Source organism: Actinomycetota bacterium, assembly GCA_014360645.1.
Taxonomy (GTDB): domain Bacteria; phylum Actinomycetota; class Geothermincolia; order Geothermincolales; family RBG-13-55-18; genus Solincola_B.
Window position 1 is genome coordinate 1 of record JACIXD010000027.1, and the last position, 3,461, is coordinate 3,461.

The 3,461-nt window shown below is 43.4% G+C and carries 4 protein-coding genes; 2 read left to right on the top strand and 2 right to left on the bottom strand.

The genetic code is table 11. The annotated features are described in order from the left end of the window. Positions 1-333: 333 nt before the first annotated feature. Together H5T74_14545 and H5T74_14550 are read right to left on the bottom strand one after the other, a co-directional pair. Positions 334-1,257, bottom strand: coding sequence for a site-specific DNA-methyltransferase (locus H5T74_14545; protein MBC7231594.1), 924 nt, complete (start codon positions 1,255-1,257; stop codon positions 334-336). Continuing rightward, the gene (locus tag H5T74_14550) at positions 1,254-2,078 is read right to left on the bottom strand and encodes a Bpu10I family restriction endonuclease (protein ID MBC7231595.1); all 825 of its coding nucleotides are present in this window, start codon (positions 2,076-2,078) and stop codon (positions 1,254-1,256) included. Before H5T74_14550 ends, H5T74_14545 begins: the two co-directional genes overlap by 4 nt. Before the next feature lie 834 nt (positions 2,079-2,912). On the opposite strand from H5T74_14550, the gene H5T74_14555 reads away from it, so the two are divergent. Together H5T74_14555 and H5T74_14560 are read left to right on the top strand one after the other, a co-directional pair. After that, a complete protein-coding gene (locus tag H5T74_14555) occupies positions 2,913-3,218 on the top strand; it encodes a DUF1670 domain-containing protein (protein ID MBC7231596.1) in 306 nt (101 codons plus the stop codon). Further along, the coding region (locus tag H5T74_14560) for a hypothetical protein (GenBank protein ID MBC7231597.1) at positions 3,218-3,461 on the top strand (244 nt) is incomplete at its 3' end. The genes H5T74_14555 and H5T74_14560, both read left to right, overlap by 1 nt.

The window sequence follows — 3,461 nt, forward strand, 5'->3', positions numbered from 1 at the left end:
GATGTCATGGATGACATGCTTCATCTCCATTCCGTGCTCTCCATCGCCGACAGGGGAAGGACGCCAGTCCGCAAGCTGGAGATGCCCACGAAGACCCAGGCCGAAGTCCTAAAGGCCCTGGGATATCAGGTGGACAAGCGTGGGGTCTTACAGCCTCTGAGCCGCTGATCACTATCCTATGCAGGCGTTTTGCCGAGAGGAACTGGTTTATCTCTTAAATTCCTGTTAGATATACGGATATAATTTTCTTGACGCTATCATTTTTGTCGACGTTTTTGGTACATCTTTATCCAGCCGTTAACGCTTTTTTACCTGTTTTTATGGATGTGATCCTTAAAATAATACTTGCTGATTTGTTTCATTTTTCAATCTCTCCTCTGCTGTTTTGCAATAGTCTTCATTTATATCTATGCCAATATACTTTCTCCTTAATTTATCTGCCACCAATGTTGTAGTTCCAACACCGTTGAACGGGTCTAAAACGATATCCTCTTGATAACTGAATAGCTTTAATAATCTCTCTACTAACTCTTCAGGAAACATGGCTGGGTGGTTATACCTCTTCATATTACTTACTGGAGCAATTTCCCATTTTGCATAAACCCATTTCTTAAATTCTTCTCCGGAAATATCTATTTTGGCGGGGTCTCCTACTTTCTTATGTGTTTCTTTACAAAACACTTCTATATATTCCCAGGTGTACTTCAGATAGGGCATCGATGGGCTTCTCCAGCTACCCCAAGCGGTATATTTACAGTTATAATTGCGTTTTTCCCAGATAATCTCCGCTTTCCAGAGTAGTCCTAAGTCCAATAATTGTTTCGAGATTACATGGTGTGTTGGCATGTAATCTGAAAACAATGGTTGGATATTAACACAAATTCTTCCTCCAGGTTTTAGAATACGGCAACACTCTTTCCAGATTCTATTCAGCTTGTCAAAATAATCATACCAATATATAGCATCTCTATTTTCATCGCCTTTATACTCTAGTCCAAAATTATACGGCGGCGAAGTTATGATGATATCAATGGAGTTATCAGGAATATCGTTCAATACGATCTCACTATCTCCGCAGATAATCCGGTTTACATAATTTGACAGATCTATTTCAGGAGAAACATCTTTTATAACTTTTAGATACTTCGTGCCTCCTCGAATCTCTTCTTTCTTTTTCCTTTCTAAGACTTTTCTCTCTCGCTTTAAAAGTTTAGAATCCGGATAAATTCTATCCTCTTTCTGATAGCTTTTACTCATATCATTTTGCCCCTTTTTATTCTCTCTTTGACATTGTACCAATCAGCGCTAATATGTGAATTAACATAATTAAACAGATCGTATACTACATCAGTGTTTATTGGATTATTTCTGCTTTCTTTTCTTAAAACATATATTTGATCAATCGAAGAGTACCTTGGTTCAACATCAAAACTGACTTCATAAGTTTCTGTAGCTATCAGAAAAATACAATAAGGATTCCCCTTCTTAATCTTCTCTGCCGTTGAAACAGAACCTTCGTACATTGTTTTGTCTAAATATGTTTTACACTCGATAGAAACTATAGGGACATAAATTGTGTGTTCTTGCCAATTATCACTGTTTGAAACTCTTGACTTTAGAATCACTTCCTTTGAAATAGAAAAATCTTGACTTTTTACATTAATCACAATATTTGAACTTTCTTCAAATGCCTCAATGTTTTGTGGCGCAAAATATAAGTTAGTATATGCTTGCGTTCGCCCCCAATGGATATGTTTATTTGCTAATTTCCCAACGTCTTTGAATAGAAAATACATGAATTCTTCGATTACTGAGGAATGTAATTGTGATTGTGGAGTAAAGCCAAACTTATTCCCTGCTTCTTTTTTGAATCTAGGTTGGTCAATGAACGATTTATAGTCGTTAAGAAGTATAACTTTGTTTATTATATCATTTTTGGTTGTACCAGTAATTTTCATGTTATCTTCTTTCCACTTAAGGTATTTCATTTTGATCTCCTCTAATAGTTTTCTATTTTCAAGTTGCTTTTCGACTTTTATCTTGCGCTCCAAATTGTCTCCATGTATGAAATAACTCATCTTTAGCCTCCTTAAAGTCTATCACCATATGGTCGCATTGCTTCTCCACACCTTTCACAACATAGATATAGTCCGTTATCTCAACACATTCACATTAGAATAAACGATCATAGCTTTGTTGAAACACATCAAAGCGATATCGATCCGATTGCCCTCATCATCTCCTAAACATCACAGCTCCTAGAAAGAGACACCTCGCCAACATATTATTTAAGTACCCAACACTACTATTGGCGAGCATCTCCAATTTATTTTTATATTACGGGGGTATGACATCCTTCAATCCGGGACAAAAAAACAGACATTCGTCCGCCCCCCTCGCCCGCTCCATAGGAAGATGGAGAAGTGGAAGATGGAGAAGTAATAGGGATGGGAATGGATAGTGACCTGCGGAAAGGCATCCGGCGGCTATAGTTTGGGGCGTATTTCTGGCGCAACCTGATTAGGACCAGCGATGTCCACCCGAAATTTGCATTTTACCTGGGAAAACAGATAGAAATAATAAAATTGTAAGCAGGAGCGATCATCCTTTTTTCAGGCGGAGGGGGTTCGGGGTTTTCCTACAGGCAATCCTACTCGAGGGGGCGTAGGCCCTGGAGGGGGAGGAGACGGAAGGCCCGGAGATGGAGGGAGGCCCCAGGAGCCCCTAAAAGGCCTGAAAGGCCGAGGTGTATAGTAAGAAAAACCCTTACCGGAAGGAGATCGGGCTTTACAGGGCCTCTCATGCGCCGTTCTTAGTAACCGTCGGGGTTTATAATTAAGATATTAGGGGCGGGCTTTGATGTTGAAGGTGACAAGAAGGGGACAAAGGAGTAGATTGTTGTTGAATCTCAGGTGGCCGGTTTTGATTGCCGAGTGACACTCAGGCGCTATTCCTACTCCGAGATATCCAGATTCAGCCGGCATTCCCCGGCGGCCATCCAGAGATACCTCATCACCTTCGGAAGGGTGGTCCTGCTTCTCCGCCGGGGATTTAAGGCCAGGGAGATCGCCTTCCTCTGCGGCATCTCGGAGCGGCTGGCACGGGAGTACATCGAGCTGCTCGAGAAAAACGCCGAGGGGTACGCCGAGCGCATAGAGGAGATCGCCGAGCTGGTGTCCTCGCGGCCCGCCTCAAGCGACAAAAAGGGGGCGGCGTGATGGGGACTGGAAAGCCCGCCATGGCCAGGGCCGACGTGATCAGGCGCCGCAACTTTCGCTCCGCCCTCCTCCACATGCTGGAGAGGCAGTACAAGATCATGGGCAGCCGCAGGGTGCTGAAGCTGCTCGCGGATGACGTCTGCGACCTTATCTGCGAGCATCATCTGACCGAGGACCGGGTGGGCGCGGGCGAGCTCATGTGGGCGGCGGCGCCGGGGGGAAAGAGCGCCATCGGAACCAGGG